Genomic DNA, 15,396 nt, shown 5'->3' with positions numbered 1-15,396 from the left:
ATGCGTTCTCCTGTAGGCCTTCGCCTGCTCGCGATGACGCCAGTTCAGGCAAAGAATCTGCAAAAGTTGACCATCCCTCAAGCCTCAACCCCAACCATCAAACAATCAAGCAGTTAGCCTTTGCGGCTGACTGCTTTTTTGTTTCTACAGGTGATCGGCGTCGATCACAGCCTTGGCGAACGCCTGCGGATCTTCCTGCGGCAGGTTGTGGCCAATCCCGCCGTTGATCAAGCGGAACTGGTATTTGCCGGTGAAGCGTTTGGCGTAATCCTCGGGCGCCGGGTGCGGTGCGCCGTTGGCGTCGCCTTCAAGGGTGATGGTCGGCACGCTGATCGACGGCGCGGTGGCCAGTTTCTGCTCCAGCGCCGCGTATTTCGCTTCGCCCTGTACCAGGCCCAGACGCCAGCGGTAGTTGAACACGGTGATGTCGACGTGATCCGGGTTCTCCAGGGCTTTGGCGGAGCGGTCGAAGGTGGCGTCGTCGAATTTCCACTGCGGTGACGCCAGTTGCCAGATCAGCTTGGCGAAGTCGTGGGTGTTTTTCTGGTAGCCGTCGCGGCCACGGTCGGTGGCGAAGTAGAACTGATACCACCACTGCAATTCAGCCTTGGGCGGCAGCGGATTCTTGCCGGCGGCCTGGTTGCCGATCAGATAGCCGCTGACCGAGACCAGCGCCTTGACCCGTTCCGGCCACAGCGCCGAGACGATGTCCGCCGAACGTGCGCCCCAGTCATAACCGCCGAGCACCGCTTGCTTGATCTTCAGTGCGTCCATGAAATCGATGACGTCACTGGCCAGCGCCGCCGGTTGGCCGTTGCGCAGGGTGTCTTTTGAGAGGAACTGCGTATCGCCATAACCCCGCGCATACGGCATCAGCACGCGATAACCCTTGGCTGCCAGCAACGGCGCGACCTCGTCGTAGCTGTGAATGTCGTAGGGCCAGCCGTGCAGCAGAATCACCACGGGGCCATCGGCAGGGCCGGTTTCGGCGTAGGCCACATCAAGCACACCCGCCTGCACATGTTTCAGCGGGCCGAAGGGCGAGGGCGCCGAATAGCTGACCGCAGCAGGTTCAGTGGTTTGTGCCTGAGCCGTGCCAAAAGCGCCGAACAACGACAGCGCCAGCATCGAAAGTCCGAAAGCGGTTTTGCGGGTGTGCAGTGCCATCTTCATGGTGACGTCTCCTGTGCGAGCCTTTGGTCAAGGGTTCTGAATGAATCCTTCAAACCTTGAGTGCATTTGAGCGCGAGGACGTATCTGGGCTGTGTCGAAGAGGGGCGTAGTTGAATGGCGATGTATCGCGGCGGCGTTCGTACACAGTGTGATACACGGCGCCAAAACAGCAGATCAGTGGCCAGAATCCAGCCAAAATAATAAGTCGCTGTTTTAAAACAAAAAATATTTCATTTCGCGCTTCACAAAGCGGAAAAACCTTGGTAAATTGCGCCCCGTTCTCACAGCGAACCTCAACGAGGCGCTGGAAAGAGCAGTAGGGGCGTCGCCAAGCGGTAAGGCAGCAGGTTTTGATCCTGCCATGCGTTGGTTCGAATCCAGCCGCCCCTGCCATATATCGAAAAACGCCAACTTCGCAAGAAGTTGGCGTTTTTTTATGCCTGCGATTTGTCCCGCCGCGAAGCAGGGCAGGCGAGTACGGCGCCGAAGCACCGTACTCGCCAAGCACTCAGTGCGGTGCGCGCGGGATGGTTTTCATCAGGTCTTCGGGGCTGATGTGGCCGACCACGCTGCCCGGTTGCGGCAGGTTGAGGATGTGGCCTTTCATCTTGCCGATGATGTGCATCTCGCACGGCTTGCAATCGAACTTCAGCGTCAGCACTTCATCGCCGTGGATCAACTGCATCGGCGCGACCTTGGTGCGCACACCGGTCACGCCTTTGGCCTGCTTCGGGCACAGGTTGAAGGAGAAGCGCAGGCAGTGCTTGGTGATCATCACCGGCACTTCGCCTGGCTCTTCGTGCGCTTCATACGCGGCGTCGATCAGCTTCACGCCGTGACGGTGATAGAAGTCGCGGGCCTTCTGGTTGTAGACGTTGGCGAGGAACGTCAGGTGCGAATCCGGGTACACCGGCGGCGGGCTGGTTTCGGCTTTGCGGCCGCCACGCGGGTGCGCGGCGACGCGGGCGGCGGTCAGGGCTTCGATCACTTCACGACGCAGGGATTTGAGCTGCGAGTTCGGGATGAAGAACGCCTGTGGCGCATCGAGTTTGATGTCGGTGGCGTGGTACTGCGTGGTGCCGAGCTGACCGAGCAGATCACGCAACTGTTCCAGCGCTTGCTCAGGCTTGTTGGCCACGCCGAACGGGCCGTTGAGGGTGACGCTGGCACTGATGCCTTCTTCGCTGGTGGCGGTGACTTCCAGCTGTTCTTCGCGTAAGCGAGCCATCCAGCTCAGGGCCACACGACGCTCGGAAGAGGTCTTTTGCAGCGCCTGTTGCCAGTTGTGGTCGAGGTTGCGATTGAGCGGGTGGCTCGGGCGCAGCTTGAACAGGCCTTCTGGCATTTCGTTCGGCTCGACGCGGTAGCGGTAGCGCTTCTCGCCGTCTTCTTCGAACTCGCCTTTGGCTTCGGCGATGTTGGCGCGGAAACCGACCACTTCGCGTTTGACCAGCACGTTCAGGCCATCGCCGTTGGACAGCGGTTCATGGGTGACGACCTGCATGTCACGCTTGCCGACTTTCTCGACGGTGCCCACCGGCAGGCCGGTGAAGGTCGGCGAGTCGAAGGCGCCGATGTCGATCTTGCGATCAGTCACGAAGTAGTCGGTGCTGCCCCGGTGGAAAGTCTTTTCCGGGTCCGGCAGGAAGAAGTGCGCGGTGCGGCCGCTGGAAGCGCGGGCGAGGTCCGGACGATCTTCGAGCACGTCGTCGAGGCGCTGGCGGTAATAGGCCGTGATGTTTTTCACATAGCCCATGTCCTTGTAGCGGCCTTCGATCTTGAACGAGCGCACGCCGGCTTCGACCAGGGCGCGGATGTTGGCGCTCTGGTTGTTGTCTTTCATCGACAGCAGGTGTTTTTCGTAGGCAATCACGCCACCCTTTTCATCTTTAAGGGTGTACGGCAAACGGCAGGCCTGCGAGCAGTCGCCACGGTTGGCACTGCGCCCGGTCTGCGCGTGGGAAATGTTGCACTGGCCGGAGAAGGCCACGCACAACGCGCCATGAATGAAGAATTCGATGGCGGCGTCGGTTTCGTCGGCGATGGCGCGGATTTCTTGCAGGTTCAGCTCACGGGCCAATACCAGTTGCGAGAAACCGGCCTGGTCGAGGAATTTTGCTCGCTCCAGCGTACGGATGTCGGTCTGGGTCGAGGCGTGCAGCTCGATCGGCGGAATATCCAGCTCCATCACGCCCAGATCCTGAACGATCAGCGCGTCGACACCGGCGTCGTACAACTGATGGATCAGCTTGCGCGCCGGCTCCAGTTCGTTGTCGTGCAGGATGGTGTTGATGGTGGTGAAGATTCGCGCGTGATACTTGCGGGCGAATTCCACCAGATCGGCGATTTCGCTCACTTCGTTGCAGGCGTTGTGGCGGGCGCCGAAGCTCGGGCCGCCAATGTAGACGGCGTCGGCGCCGTGCAGGATCGCCTCACGGGCGATGGCCACATCGCGGGCAGGGCTGAGCAATTCCAGATGATGCTTGGGCAAGGACATAGTTTTTTTAGTCAGGCTGTCACGGTTAGCTGCGCATTCTACCCGCGAATTGCGCGCCCGGCACGCCTGTGCTGCCCGAAGGTTGCTCTATGTAGGAGCTGCGGCACGCTGCGATCTTTTGATCTTGTTTTCAAAGATCAAAAGATCGCAGCCTCGTTCCACTCGACAGCTCCTACAGGGTTTTGTGCCAGACACAGATGCAATGGTTGACACCAAAACCTGTGGGAGCTGGCAAGCCAGCTCCCACAATGATGCGGTGTTTACACTATCAGGCCTTGGCGGCCATTGCGGTCACTTCCACACGCATGCCTTCAACGGCCAGGGAGGCAACGCCAACTGCCGCACGCACAGGCCACGGCTTGGCGAAGTAGCGTTTGTACACTTCGTTGAATGCCGCGCGGTCAGCCATGTCGGTGAGGTAGATGGTCAGATGCATGACCCGGTCCATCGAACTGCCGGCGCGCTCCAGGGCAACTTTCAGTGCTTGCAGTGTGCATTCGCTTTGTTCGGTGATGCCGCCCAGTTCCAGGCTGCCATCGGCACGGGTCGGGATCTGGGTGGAAACCATGATCCCGCCGAAGGTCGCGACGTCGGAAGAAATGGAGTCGGCGTCCGGATCCGGAGTGAACGTGATGTCTTGGTTGGCCATGCTGATCTCTTGTTCGAGTGAGTAAGGATCGCGCCAGTTTACAGATTCATCGTCGACATGGCCCGTTTGCTCTGTACCGACAACGAGCAGGACCATGAGCAACAAACCGACCATTGTGCTGATACACGTCTCTTGGCGGCGCGGCGAGATCAGACCGGCTGTGTGGCGTTTTCTGCTGCGATTGCCGAGCGAACGCTTGGGCGCTCGGCAATGCCTTTCATATAGGCCGCCAGCGTCGGCCAATGCTCGATGTTGATATTGAACACCGGCAGCCATTGCAGAACGGTAAACAGATAAGCGTCGGCCACGCCGAATGTGCCCATCAGATAATCCTGCTCAGCGAGCTGCTGGCTGAGGAACTCCAGACGCTTGAACAGCGTTTGCTTGAAGATTGCCTTGACCGCTTCCGGGATCTCGCGGTTGAACAGCGGCGCGCTGCCGCCATGAATTTCGCTGCTGATGAAGTTCAGGTGTTCCTGTAAACGCGTGCGCTGCCAGGTGCCTTGAGCCGGCGCCAATGTGTTCCCGGAAACCTGGTCGGCGAGGAACTGCAAAATTGCCGGCCCCTCCGTCAGTACCTCGCCGTTATCCAGCATCAGTGCAGCGACGTAACCCTTGGAGTTGATCTCGCGAAAGTCGCGGCCATCGGCTGTGCGCTTGGTCTGGTTATTCACGCGAATCAGTTCAAATGGCAGACCGAGTTCCCGCAGCACAATGTGTGGCGACAACGAACAGGTCATCGGCGCGAAATACAGTTTCATGGCGTTTCCTTGCTGAAAGAAGACGCCAGAGTCCACCGTTGCAGCAGCTATCGCAAAGGTCATTTCGAGTGGTAGCGTATGACAAAATTTCATGCGCATGGAGCGTCATATGGCTTTCAGGTTGCCTTCTCTCAATGGCTTGAGAGCCTTCGAGTCCGCTGCTCGCCACATGAGTTTTACCAAGGCTGCCGAAGAGCTGCACGTCAGCCAGACCGCAATCAGCCATCAGATCCGCCGACTCGAAGGCGAGCTAGGCATATCGCTGTTTCTGCGGCTCAAGGATGGCCTGGCGCTCACCGAAAACGGCCATGCCTATTTGCCGGGCGTCCGCTCGGCGTTTCATGAATTGCGCTATTCGACGGAGCAGTTGCTGGCGCCGCGCAACAACCATGTGCTGGCGATCAGTACGTTGGTGTCGGTGGCGTCCAAGTGGCTATTGCAGCGCCTGCCGGCGTTTCAACAGGCCTTTCCCGATATCGATGTACGGGTCAGTTCATCTACCGAACTGGTGGATTTTCGTCACGGCGGTATTGATGCAGCGATTCGCTATGGTCGAGGTGACTGGAAGGGCTTGCGTGCCGATTTTTTGATGTCCGACGAGATCTTTCCGGTGTGCAGTCCGGCATTGCTCAACGGCACGAAGTCACTGAGCACGCCCGCCGACTTGATCAACGACACGATGCTGCAAGTCAGTGGCATGACTGCCGACGACTGGAACCTCTGGTTACGCGCGGCGGGGCAGCCCCCTCGACTGGCCGAAGCGCCCCGGCTGACCTTCGATCTGGCGATGATGGCGGTGCAGGCCGCCATCGACGGGCAAGGCGTCTGCATCGGGCGCTCAACCTACGTGGATGATGATCTGCGGGCGGGAAGACTGATAGCGCCGTTTGACCTGCGTTTGCAGGACGATCTGGGGTTTTATCTGGTGACGCCACACGAAACAGCGGACTCGAAAAAAATCGTCGCGTTGAGAACATGGTTGCTGGCGATGCAGCAAGACCGCGAAACGTTTGTATAAACGTGTATCGACGCCGGTCGGATACACACGCCGATAACAAACATCGGGTTTTACGACACATCCGCCATACATGCCCCACGCAGAGTAGAGGTCACCCCAACCTTACGCTCAAGAGGGCAACATCATGCGCCGTCCATTGCTTCTGTTAACCGCTGCAATACTCGTGTCCCTGACCGGCGTCGCACACGCCGCTGACATCCAACCCAAAAGTTGGCAGCAAGGCCTGAGCCGTACCGATCTGGTGCGTCAGGACCTCGGCGCCGCCGATCGCGAAGTGCTTCAAGCGCGGGTCGATTTCGGACCAGGCGTGACCTCGCCACGGCATGCGCATCCCGGTGTCGAGGTCGCGTTTGTGATCAGCGGTACATTCGAATATCAACTGGAGGGCAGGGCGCCGATGACGCTGAAGGCTGGCGATTCGCTGTTTATCCCGGAGGGTGTTGCGCATATCGCGAAGAATGTCGGCGGGGACAAGGGCTCAGAGTTGGCGACCTACATCGTCAAGAAAGGCGAGCCACTGTTGATCCTCAAACCATAGCCCTAAGATCCCTGGCCGTAGTAAATCTGGTGGAGTATCAGCACCTCCATCAGAGCCACTATCACGCAGAATCTGACGAATCCCGCAGTAAAGACTCTGCGCGGTTTTTCATAGGTAGAGTCGAAATTGCACAGCACCAACACAACAGCCAGCAGTAATTTCAAGACGCGCATCGATTCTTCCCTGAACCTGCCATTTCGGCAGTGACGATCTTAATGCAGGGTAACAACCCTGCGACTTTCGCCAATCCGGATCCGGTCCAGCGCTCTATTTAACGCATCAAGTGCATCGAGAAGCGCTTTGGCCTCGGCTTCTCGACCGTCACCCCACAGGCGTTCGGCCATTTTGTTCAAGGCCTGGATCGAGCGCTCGATGTCGGCGGCGGTTGCGGTCTCTTTACTGACCGGTTGTTTTCTGGGCATTCAATGATGTTCCTGCAAAACGTTGCGTATTCGGTAAGTTTTATCACGAACCCGTCGCGGCAAGCGTGCGAAAGGGCTGTGCCCTTACCCAATCAAGTGCGTTATTGGCTGCACTTTATTGCGGCCGCCCCGCAAAATACCGACTCGGCACTTCGCCCAATACCTGTTTGAACACTGTCGCAAATGCACTTGAGCTGCTGTAACCCAAGACCATGGCGACCTCTGTGATCGACTGACCTTCCCCCAACAAAATGATCGCCGCGAGCAGGCAGGCCTGTTGGCGCCATTCGACGTAACTTATGCCGGTATGCAGCCGAAAATGGCGGGTGAAACTGCGGCGGCTCATGCCCGCGCGTCGAGCCATGTCATCGATCCCCACCTCCAGTGAAGGCCGGGCGAGGAACTCGCGGCAGATCAACGCCAGGCGTGGCTCGGCGGGGAGCGGGGCATTCAGCGACAGGGCAGGCATTGCGGCAATTTCATGCAGCAGCAACCCCATCAGATGGCCATCGCGGCCCTCGGTGACGTATCCCGCAGGCACTTCGATTGCCTTCAACAGCAACTGCCGCAACAACGGCGACACGTCTACGACCTGACAATGCGCCGACAAACCGAGTCGCTGTGCGGCAGCAGTGTCGATATAGGTATTGTGCAGCGTCACCGGACCCCGCATCTGCATCGCGTGCGACAGTTGCGCCGGTACCCATATGCCGCGTTGGGGCGGTACCACCCAGTTGCCTTGTTCGGTGAACACGGTGATGACACCTTTAGCCGCGTACGCGAATTGTCCACGTGGATGGTCGTGGGTCGGGAACAGCGTTCCGTCCGCATATTCACGTGCGGTCACGACAGCGTCGTGCGAGGTATTTTCGTAAGGGGGCAAGGTTATTTCGCGCATGGCCCGATTCTAATGAAATCTGGCCTGCGGTTGAAAGCGGGCCAGTCTGATTGTCGGCATATTTCTTCAGGCACGAGCACTGACGCTCAACTCTGGAAAATGCCTGACCATGCAGAAGAAACATCTTTTACTCGCGGTGCTGGTGACGGCCGTTTGGGGGATTAACTTTCCCGTGACGCGCCTCGGTCTCGCCGACATCGACCCACTGTTGCTGACTGCATTGCGTTTCGCACTGGCGGCCTTGCCTTGGGTTTTTATCGTCGAGCGACCCCGCGTAGCCTTTCGTTGGGTGGCCGCTTACGGTCTGATTTTCGGCGTCGCCATGTGGGCCATGATCAACCAGGGAATTGCATGGGGCGTGCCGCCCGGTACGGCATCGCTGCTGATCCAGCTCAGTGCATTTTTCACTCTGGGCTGGGGTGTGCTGTTGTTCGGCGAGCGCGTGCGACGACTGCAATGGCTGGCCAGTGGGCTCGCTGCCGCAGGTTTGCTGGGGATTGTGCTGTGCAGGCCCGGCGACGCATCGACGGCAGGTTTTGCGCTGGTCATTGCCAGCGCCGTAGCCTGGAGCATCGGCAACATCATTATCAAAGTGTCGAAAGTGCGCGAGATCTTCGCTTTCGTGGTCTGGGCGAGTCTGTTCCCACCCATTCCCCTATTGCTGATGACGTGGTTGTTGCATGGCGCAGCGCCGTTCACCGCGTTACCTGCGCAGCTCAATGCGATGACGCTGTTTTCACTGGCGTTCCAGGTCTATGCCGCGACGCACTTCAGTTATTGGGGGTGGAATCTGTTGTTGCGTGAATATCCGGTGTCGCGCGTGGCACCGCTGTCACTGTTGATTCCGGTATTTGGCATCGTCAGTTCAATGCTCATCCTTGGCCAACAGCCGAGTCCGTCCAATTGGGGCTTGATCTTGCTGGTGCTGCTGGCACTGGCCTTGGGTTCCGGTAGCGCTCAGGTATTGTGGGGACGTCTTCGCAGGGACGGGCGGAAGGTCACCGCCCGTGTTGAAGAGCGTGTTCATGACGGGGCGTGCTGTGGTTTACAGCACGCCGATTCAGACATCCTTTCGCTCCCCGAAAGGCGTCAGTGACTTAAACGCTGTCGATGTTTGCGACGGCTGGCGCAGCCACTTTGGCGGGGGCTGTTTCGCGCAATAAAGTCGCCACCAGCAATCCCGTCAACACCGCGCCGAGGGCCAGATAAAGAGTGTTTTCCAGGCCGTGATGCTGGGCGATGTAACCGGCAATGGCCGGCGCCACGCCACCGCCGAAGATCTCGCCGACACCCACCACCAGCCCGGTCGCGGTAGAAGTCAGGGCTGCCGGCACAGACTCACTGGTGAGTGGCCCGACCGTCATGCAGATCATGCTGAAGTTGAAGAAAATCGTCAGAAACAGAAGAGCGAACAACTTCATTGGCTCGGCGCCGGTACCCATCAACAACCACAGGAAAATGCCTGTGGCGACGAACGATATCAGCACCACCGGTTTGCGCCCGATGCGGTCGGACACGGCCGGCATGATCAGTTGCCCGAGGAAACCACCGAGGCCGATGGCCGACATCACAAAGCCCATTTGCTGTACGTCCAGGTGCAAATAGTCCATCAGGTAATTGGGCATCATCACGCTGACGACAAACAGGCACGTCAGCATGCAGAACATGCCGATGATGTTCAGCCACACGTTGCGATAGCGCAGGGCGTCGAGCCAGCGCGGTTGATCGACGGCGGTCTGGCAGGGGTTTTGCTGTGGTGCGGCGGCACGGGTTTCCCGTAAGTGCCGGTACATCGCCAGGGCCAGCAGAAAGCCCGGCAGCGATACGATCACAAACACCCAGCGCCACGACGGCACCACCAGCAACAGTTGAGTGGCGAGGATCGGTGCCAGGCCCAAACCGAGGATCGGGAAAAACGCTTGCTGGATGCCGATGTTCATCCCGCGTCGTGCCGGGTGCGAAGACTCTGCCGTGGCCGCCAGCGCCGTCGGCGTGAAGGCACCTTCGGAAATGCCCATGATCGCGCGGATCAGCATCAACCCGCCGATCCCGCTGGCCAGACCGGAAAGTCCTGCGAGTAGCGAAAACACCAGAACCGCCGGGATCAACACTTTGCGTCTGCCGATACGATCAGACAGCCGCCCCATGAAAATCGAAGAAATCCCCCACGCCAGACCCAGAATTGCCGTCACGTTGCCCAGATCCTGATAGTTCAGGCCGAGGTCTTTCATCATCACCGGAAACAGCGGCAGGATGATGAACCGATCCAGACCCACCAGACCGAAACCCAGTGCCAGCAAGGCCACTGCTTTGAACTCGTAGCGAACATCCCACGCAGATTTATTGTTGTTCATGGTTGTTACTCGTTGGAGTTGAGGGAGGCGGCCATACCAGCAGCCTGGCCGCCGGTGGCTTAGAAGTAGATCAGGGCCTCGACGAGTCCGGTCAGTTGGGTTCGATCACGTCCGGCGCCGAACGGATGATCGTCGGCATTGCCATCGAACACGTCGTAACGCATTTCGGGACGCAGCGAGATGTACTTGTTCAGGTCATAACGCAGGCCAGCGGTCACCGCGTTGAAGTTGCCGCGCGCGGTGGAGGCGGGCAGCAGGATGAAACCGTCAGGGTCGGCAAAGTGCTCGGCGCGTACCGAGTACGAAAGATCCGGGCGTTGCTGATAAGTGAGCACCGCGTTGGCGCCCCACCAGTGCGCGCCGTCGAAACCGGGGCCGTTGATGATGTCGACGGTGCTGGCTTTGCCGTCACCGTCCTGACGGCCATATACCACTTCGGCCCCCATCGACCAGTTCGCGTCGAAGCGATGCCAACCGTTGAGCGAGTGCTGTTGTTTGAATTGGCCGTCAGCCGAAACCAGGCGCGAGGTCGGCGCCTGCACATCGCTGAAACTGTCGTTCTGTTCATCGCCGAGGATGAACTCGTAGTCGATCCAGGTTTGCATGTCGGCGGTGCGCCAGCGCAACGCGCCCATCAGCGACTTGCTGTCGTTGTTGTCGCGCAAATTATTCCAGCCCTGCACCACGCCCAGTTCCGCACCGAGAATTCCCGACGCGCCGTTGTATAAACGAGTACCGAGCAGGACGCCGCTGACTGTGCCGGGTTCGCTGACGAACGCGTAGGTTTTGCTGGCGAAAGGGTTGCGTGCGGCACGAATGTTCGGCGGGATTTCATAACCCAGCGCCGGGCCGAAGACACCGGCCATGGCCGTGATGCCGAGGCCGTAGGGCAGATAAGCGGTGGCCGCGATGTTGGGGATGGCGAGGAATTTTTGTTTGTCGCGCTGGGCCTTGGCCAGGTCGTCATCACCGGGCGAGTTGACGTCCCAATGCATGTCCCAGCCTTGAGTGCGGGCGAATTGGGCGTTGCGCCCGTAATTCATTTCAAAGGTAAAACCGAAAGATGCTTCGGTTGGCGCCGGGCCGGGCAAAGGCGTAATACGTGGGATCATGTCGCCCTTGAGCGCTTTGTCGACGAACAGGTGCAGGCCACCCCATTCCAGTCCTTCGTCAGCGAAACCCACCAGCGGCAGATTGCTCAAGCCGTCCTGACGTTCGTCGTGAGTGGAGCGGTTATTGCGCGAGTAACCGACGTCAAACAATCCGGAAACCGTTATCCCGTATTCCTTTTCCAGCGTGTCGCCGAAGAGGCTGCGAAACAGCGTGCCTTCGCCCGTTTCAGCTGGCTCGGCGGCGTGGGTATTGAGCGTCGCGAAGGCGGCTAGAACCGCACCAAGCGCTTTCACCTTGATGTTGTGCATTGTCTGTCTCTTGTTTTTGTTGTCAGAACTTTGATGGGGGTGGGCATCCATGCCCGCGAAAACTCGGTGTCAGACGTGGCAGGCTCGGGCGTCATTGACGGCGGCTTGCTGATCGACGTTTTGCTGCAATTGCTGACGCAGGGAATTGAGCAGTTTTGGCAGCGCCGAGAGCTCGGCCACACCGCCGTAGCAGTAGTAATCCGGGCGCACAATGACGGCCTTGAGTCCGGCCTCAGCCATGAACTGCAAGTACTTGCCGGACACGTCGCGGTAGATGCCTTTGGCGCTGTCGGATTGTGACGCGAGGCGCACGACTTGCAGGCCGTAGCCACGAATGAACGCCAGTTGCTGCGCGTCGAGTTGCGCCAACGGGTCTTCGTCACCGCGCACCAACAGGTGGAAACCGCGCTGAATCACATCGTCGTAGCGGTTGACGTGACCGTCGATTTCAATCGAACCGTGTACCCCAAGAATGCCGCGCACTGGGCTTTCCTCCTGCAACAGGCCGCCGGTCAAACCGGGGAACGGTGGCAGCGGCGCAACGTTGCCGCTCAAGTACGCGGCGTCACGTTCGGCGGCTTTTACCGGGTCGGACACGCAGACCACTTTGCCCATCGCCATGGACGCTTCGATCACTGCTCGAATCTGCGGTTTGCGTTCCAGTGTGTAGCTGTCCAGCAGGCTATTGTCGGCCAGACCGCGCAGCATAAGGTCGAGGCGCCAGGACAGGTTCCAGGCATCACGAATCCCCGAGCACATGCCCTGGCCCATGAATGGCGGCATCACGTGGGCGGCATCACCGGCGATCATCACCCGACCGCTGTGCCATTTGGCGGCGATGCGCGAGCGGAATTGATAAACCGCGTGGCGCACCAGATCGGCGGTCTGCGGGGTGACCCAGCGCGACAGCAGCGACCAGACCTTGTCGGTGTCTTGCAGCTCTTCGAGGGTTTCGTGGGGCAGGCGCATGAACTCCCAGCGACGAAAACCCGGACCGCCGGGCACCATGGTGGTCGGGCGCTCTGGGTTGCACCATTGGCCGATGTCCGGCACGTCCAGTTCCACGCCAGATTTTGGTTGCAGGTCGACCACCAACCAATCTTCCTGGAAACCGAGATCCTGCCATTCAATGTTGAGCGACTGGCGCACAAAACTGTTGGCGCCGTCGGCGCCGATCACATAACGCGCGCGCACGCTTCGCTGTTCTTCGCCCAGCGTGAACTTGCCGTCCTGACGAATCACCCGGTTGAGCAACATGTCGCAGCCATCGGCGTCTTGCTTGAGCGCGGAGGCTTCCCAGCCTTGATGGATCTGTACGGTGTCGATGCTTTTGGCTTTGCGATCCAGCGCCGCTTCCAGCAACGGCTGATTGAACAGGTAGCCGAACGGCCCGTCGCTGATCGATTCCGCCGACCAGTCGATCTCGACCAACACTTTCCAGTCGGCGTTGAACCATTGATAACGCGCCGAGGGTTGGGATATTTTCGCGAGCTCTTCACCCAGCCCCATCGACAGGAACACGCGGCGGATTTCGTGATCATGGAACACCGCGCGCGGCAGCGGATAAAGCGCCGGCCAGCGCTCGAATACGGCGACCGAATAACCTATCTGGCCAAGCAAAATGGCCAACGTCTGGCCAACCGGGCCATAGCCGGCGATGGCGACATCGACTGTAATGTGCTGATTCATGACTGTGCCTCGTGTACTTCGCAATGAATGCCCGGGCATGGCGCGGCCGTCGCGCGATCGGGAGGACTCGCGCCATGCAGGAATGTCAGGTCAATGGCTGTGCGGCAGGGCGGATCAGGCGGGAGCCGGGGTGTCCGCTTCAGTGTTGAAAATGAAGTTGTCCGGGACGTCCGGGCCCCAGAGGTACAGGGAGTTTTCCGGTGGGTAATCGCCGGCAGGCCATTCGCTGCCTTCGCCGATGTAGTCCATGTCTGCCGAATATTCGCAGAACGAGCCCCATGGATCCTGCACGTAGTGAAAGTAATTCGAGCCCAGGCAATGGCGCCCGGTGCCCCAGCCTTTTGTGTGGCCGGCATCCGCCATTTGTGCGGCACCGGTGCCGACTTCATCGATGCTGTCGACTTCCCACGCCGCGTGGTGCCAGCCCTTGGCGCTGCTTTTGGCGAATGCCACCAGGTGATGATCGCAGCCGTGCGGGGCATGGCTGAAGGCGATGATGTCCAGCGACTTGTCGGAGAGCCTCAGGCCCAGTGCCTGCTCGTAGAAATGCAGCGCGCCGAGTACGTCCGGGGTGAACAACAGCACATGGGACAGACGGCGAGGGCGCACTTGCGCCAGGCCATCTCGGGTTGTTGCGCCGCGATGGTCGGCGGGTGTGCTGGTGCTGCAATGCGCCGACTTATGGTCGGGCATGGTTTTTTCACCGACCTTGACCTGCAACAGGTTGCCGTCGGGATCGCGGAACCAGATTCCGCTCTCCTGACGATCTTCAAAGCGACCGCCAGCGAGTTCGATTTGCCCCCGCAGTGCGGCGAAGTCTTCCGGATAGCAATTGAAGCTCAGATAAGCCAGCGACTTGGACGCGGCGGGCAGGATCTTCGCCCACACATGGCCATCCGCCGCGCGCAGGAGGAGTTGCTGTGGTTGACGTTCTACCTGCAGGCCAAAGCTTTCGAAGAATTGGCAGGCTTCGTCCAGCGAGGGAACGTTCAGCGCGTAATGATCAATTGAATGCACACCATGGGATACGCTCATGATTGCCTCCATTGTTAATTATTGTAGTTATTGCGCGCAGGGCATGAGGGCCGCCCTGCGCAGAGTTTGCAGCGCTGTCGGCTCAGGCCTCGTCAACCACCGGGTTGACCAGTTTGCCGATGCCCTCGATGGACACTTCGACGATATCGCCTGCTTTCAGGTACACCTTCGGGTTCATGCCAAAGCCAACGCCGGCCGGGGTGCCGCTGACAATCACGTCGCCCGCTTCGAGGGTGACCGCTTCGCTCAGCGTCGAGATGATGGTCGCCACGTCGAAGAGCATGTCGTTGGTGTTGGCCGATTGCACGACCTTGCCGTTGACCCGGGTTTCCAGCAGCAAGCCTTTGCCGCCTGCCGGCAGTTCATCGGCCGTCACCAGTACCGGCCCGAACGCGCCAGTGTCATCGAAGTTTTTGCCAACCGTCCACTGCGGCGAGATGAACTGGTAATCACGCACTGAACCTTCGTTGAACAGCGCATAACCGGCGACGTGCTCCAGCGCGTCTTCCTTGCGAATGTGCCGGCCACCGCTCTTCAGGACCACGGCCATTTCACCTTCGTAGTCGAGGGTGTCGGATACACGTGGGCGAATCAGCGGTTTGTTGTGCGCTGTCAGGCTGGAATTCCAGCGCGGAAACAGGGTCGGGTAGGACGGCTGGGCGTAAGGCGATTCTTTGGTGTGGTCGGCGTAGTTGAGGCCGACGCAGACGATTTTGGTCGGGCGGGCCATCAATGGCAGATAGGCGTCTTCGGCAATCTCGACCAGCGCGCCGTTGGCTTCAGCGCCGTGAGTGGTCAGGTCGACACCGCGGGCCAGTAGCGACTCAAGGGATTCGGCACCTAGCACGCGGACGCCTTCGGCAGTGACGACACCCAGGACTGGTTGACCTTGATTGAGGAAGCGGACGTAGCGCATGACGGTTTCTCTTGTTGGTTTGGAA

General features: G+C 59.5%; 14 protein-coding genes and 1 tRNA gene. 4 read left to right on the top strand and 11 right to left on the bottom strand.

Annotated elements, in window-relative coordinates:
- Window positions 1-144: 144 nt before the first annotated feature.
- Window positions 145-1,173, bottom strand: coding sequence for an alpha/beta hydrolase (locus JFT86_RS22265; protein WP_201233555.1), 1,029 nt, complete (start codon window positions 1,171-1,173; stop codon window positions 145-147).
- 318 nt (window positions 1,174-1,491) lie between these two features.
- Here JFT86_RS22265 and JFT86_RS22260 point away from each other — a divergent pair.
- A tRNA-Gln gene (locus JFT86_RS22260) sits at window positions 1,492-1,566 on the top strand.
- A 115-nt stretch (window positions 1,567-1,681) separates the two neighbouring features.
- On the opposite strand, the gene JFT86_RS22255 is transcribed toward JFT86_RS22260, so the two are convergent.
- The 3 genes from JFT86_RS22255 to gstA all read right to left on the bottom strand — a co-directional run bounded on the left by JFT86_RS22255 (window position 1,682) and on the right by gstA (window position 5,080).
- Complete coding sequence (locus JFT86_RS22255; protein WP_201238341.1) at window positions 1,682-3,670, bottom strand: U32 family peptidase; 1,989 nt, start codon at window positions 3,668-3,670, stop codon at window positions 1,682-1,684.
- Between the two features lie 268 nt (window positions 3,671-3,938).
- The gene (locus tag JFT86_RS22250) at window positions 3,939-4,319 is read right to left on the bottom strand and encodes a RidA family protein (RefSeq protein ID WP_201238340.1); all 381 of its coding nucleotides are present in this window, start codon (window positions 4,317-4,319) and stop codon (window positions 3,939-3,941) included.
- Window positions 4,320-4,468: 149 nt separating this feature from the next.
- The gene (gene gstA / locus JFT86_RS22245) at window positions 4,469-5,080 is read right to left on the bottom strand and encodes a glutathione transferase GstA (protein WP_201238339.1); all 612 of its coding nucleotides are present in this window, start codon (window positions 5,078-5,080) and stop codon (window positions 4,469-4,471) included.
- Between the two features lie 109 nt (window positions 5,081-5,189).
- Here gstA and JFT86_RS22240 point away from each other — a divergent pair, with 109 nt between their 5' ends.
- Window positions 5,190-6,098, top strand: coding sequence for a transcriptional regulator GcvA (locus JFT86_RS22240; RefSeq protein ID WP_201238338.1), 909 nt, complete (start codon window positions 5,190-5,192; stop codon window positions 6,096-6,098).
- Between the two features lie 124 nt (window positions 6,099-6,222).
- The gene (locus JFT86_RS22235) at window positions 6,223-6,636 is read left to right on the top strand and encodes a cupin domain-containing protein (protein ID WP_201233551.1); all 414 of its coding nucleotides are present in this window, start codon (window positions 6,223-6,225) and stop codon (window positions 6,634-6,636) included.
- 212 nt (window positions 6,637-6,848) lie between these two features.
- Here the strand turns inward: JFT86_RS22235 and JFT86_RS22230 are convergent, their stop codons facing one another.
- Both JFT86_RS22230 and JFT86_RS22225 read right to left on the bottom strand, forming a co-directional pair.
- Complete coding sequence (locus JFT86_RS22230) at window positions 6,849-7,058, bottom strand: hypothetical protein (protein ID WP_201233550.1); 210 nt, start codon at window positions 7,056-7,058, stop codon at window positions 6,849-6,851.
- Between the two features lie 115 nt (window positions 7,059-7,173).
- A complete protein-coding gene (locus JFT86_RS22225) occupies window positions 7,174-7,956 on the bottom strand; it encodes a helix-turn-helix transcriptional regulator (protein ID WP_201233549.1) in 783 nt (260 codons plus the stop codon).
- Window positions 7,957-8,065: 109 nt separating this feature from the next.
- On the opposite strand from JFT86_RS22225, the gene JFT86_RS22220 reads away from it, so the two are divergent.
- The gene (locus tag JFT86_RS22220) at window positions 8,066-9,052 is read left to right on the top strand and encodes an EamA family transporter (RefSeq protein WP_201233548.1); all 987 of its coding nucleotides are present in this window, start codon (window positions 8,066-8,068) and stop codon (window positions 9,050-9,052) included.
- Window position 9,053: 1 nt separating this feature from the next.
- Here the strand turns inward: JFT86_RS22220 and JFT86_RS22215 are convergent, their stop codons facing one another.
- The 5 genes from JFT86_RS22215 to JFT86_RS22195 all read right to left on the bottom strand — a co-directional run bounded on the left by JFT86_RS22215 (window position 9,054) and on the right by JFT86_RS22195 (window position 15,371).
- Complete coding sequence (locus tag JFT86_RS22215) at window positions 9,054-10,310, bottom strand: MFS transporter (protein WP_201233547.1); 1,257 nt, start codon at window positions 10,308-10,310, stop codon at window positions 9,054-9,056.
- Between the two features lie 59 nt (window positions 10,311-10,369).
- The gene (locus JFT86_RS22210) at window positions 10,370-11,731 is read right to left on the bottom strand and encodes an outer membrane beta-barrel protein (protein ID WP_201233546.1); all 1,362 of its coding nucleotides are present in this window, start codon (window positions 11,729-11,731) and stop codon (window positions 10,370-10,372) included.
- Window positions 11,732-11,800: 69 nt separating this feature from the next.
- Window positions 11,801-13,420: a bifunctional 3-(3-hydroxy-phenyl)propionate/3-hydroxycinnamic acid hydroxylase gene (locus JFT86_RS22205; protein ID WP_201233545.1), complete on the bottom strand. Its 1,620-nt coding sequence runs from the start codon at window positions 13,418-13,420 to the stop codon at window positions 11,801-11,803.
- Between the two features lie 114 nt (window positions 13,421-13,534).
- Window positions 13,535-14,455, bottom strand: coding sequence for a VOC family protein (locus JFT86_RS22200; protein WP_201233544.1), 921 nt, complete (start codon window positions 14,453-14,455; stop codon window positions 13,535-13,537).
- Window positions 14,456-14,537: 82 nt separating this feature from the next.
- Window positions 14,538-15,371, bottom strand: a complete 834-nt coding sequence (locus JFT86_RS22195) for a fumarylacetoacetate hydrolase family protein (protein WP_201233543.1) — start codon at window positions 15,369-15,371, stop codon at window positions 14,538-14,540.
- Between the last annotated feature and the right edge of the window lie 25 nt (window positions 15,372-15,396).

This window comes from Pseudomonas sp. TH06 (assembly GCF_016651305.1).
Lineage (GTDB): Bacteria > Pseudomonadota > Gammaproteobacteria > Pseudomonadales > Pseudomonadaceae > Aquipseudomonas.
Note: the sequence above shows the minus strand (reverse complement) of the source record. Positions and strands in the feature narration are given on the sequence as shown.

What these genes read in the sequence shown, in the direction of transcription:
- JFT86_RS22265 (WP_201233555.1), bottom strand. Translation starts at nt 1,173, where the DNA reads ATGAAGATGGCACTGCACACCCGCAAAACCGCTTTCGGACTTTCGATG.
- JFT86_RS22255 (WP_201238341.1), bottom strand. Translation starts at nt 3,670, where the DNA reads ATGTCCTTGCCCAAGCATCATCTGGAATTGCTCAGCCCTGCCCGCGAT.
- JFT86_RS22250 (WP_201238340.1), bottom strand. Translation starts at nt 4,319, where the DNA reads ATGGCCAACCAAGACATCACGTTCACTCCGGATCCGGACGCCGACTCC.
- gstA (WP_201238339.1), bottom strand. Translation starts at nt 5,080, where the DNA reads ATGAAACTGTATTTCGCGCCGATGACCTGTTCGTTGTCGCCACACATT.
- JFT86_RS22240 (WP_201238338.1), top strand. Translation starts at nt 5,190, where the DNA reads ATGGCTTTCAGGTTGCCTTCTCTCAATGGCTTGAGAGCCTTCGAGTCC.
- JFT86_RS22235 (WP_201233551.1), top strand. Translation starts at nt 6,223, where the DNA reads ATGCGCCGTCCATTGCTTCTGTTAACCGCTGCAATACTCGTGTCCCTG.
- JFT86_RS22230 (WP_201233550.1), bottom strand. Translation starts at nt 7,058, where the DNA reads ATGCCCAGAAAACAACCGGTCAGTAAAGAGACCGCAACCGCCGCCGAC.
- JFT86_RS22225 (WP_201233549.1), bottom strand. Translation starts at nt 7,956, where the DNA reads ATGCGCGAAATAACCTTGCCCCCTTACGAAAATACCTCGCACGACGCT.
- JFT86_RS22220 (WP_201233548.1), top strand. Translation starts at nt 8,066, where the DNA reads ATGCAGAAGAAACATCTTTTACTCGCGGTGCTGGTGACGGCCGTTTGG.
- JFT86_RS22215 (WP_201233547.1), bottom strand. Translation starts at nt 10,310, where the DNA reads ATGAACAACAATAAATCTGCGTGGGATGTTCGCTACGAGTTCAAAGCA.
- JFT86_RS22210 (WP_201233546.1), bottom strand. Translation starts at nt 11,731, where the DNA reads ATGCACAACATCAAGGTGAAAGCGCTTGGTGCGGTTCTAGCCGCCTTC.
- JFT86_RS22205 (WP_201233545.1), bottom strand. Translation starts at nt 13,420, where the DNA reads ATGAATCAGCACATTACAGTCGATGTCGCCATCGCCGGCTATGGCCCG.
- JFT86_RS22200 (WP_201233544.1), bottom strand. Translation starts at nt 14,455, where the DNA reads ATGAGCGTATCCCATGGTGTGCATTCAATTGATCATTACGCGCTGAAC.
- JFT86_RS22195 (WP_201233543.1), bottom strand. Translation starts at nt 15,371, where the DNA reads ATGCGCTACGTCCGCTTCCTCAATCAAGGTCAACCAGTCCTGGGTGTC.